This is a genomic window from Pseudoalteromonas sp. SIMBA_162 (assembly GCF_046535955.1).
Taxonomy (GTDB): domain Bacteria; phylum Pseudomonadota; class Gammaproteobacteria; order Enterobacterales; family Alteromonadaceae; genus Pseudoalteromonas; species Pseudoalteromonas marina.
In genome coordinates this window covers 1-230 of sequence record NZ_JAWJBQ010001380.1, presented here as the reverse complement: position 1 = coordinate 230, position 230 = coordinate 1, and the positions used below count along the sequence as shown (strand labels likewise).

Genomic DNA, 230 nt, shown 5'->3' with positions numbered 1-230 from the left:
CAGAGCGTGGCGGGCGGAATGCAGGCGCGTGGCCCACATGCGCCTACCGCGAGCATCACGCTGATGCCGATCATCGCGAGACCGCCGACCACCCCACGCGCGATGCGCAGGTTGGCGACGCTGGGCAGCGCGAACAGGCTCATGGCGGCACAGGCGGCCAGCAGGCTCTCACCCGTGGTCAGTTCCAGCAGCAGGGGCAGGGTGACCAGTACCACCACGAACACGCACAG

1 protein-coding gene is annotated in these 230 nt (G+C 69.1%); it reads right to left on the bottom strand.

Features of this window, described 5'->3' with window-relative positions; all coding sequences use genetic code 11:
• Positions 1–230 (bottom strand): DUF5924 family protein (locus R0J88_RS24125; RefSeq protein ID WP_410901475.1); only part of this gene is annotated, 230 nt, incomplete at both ends.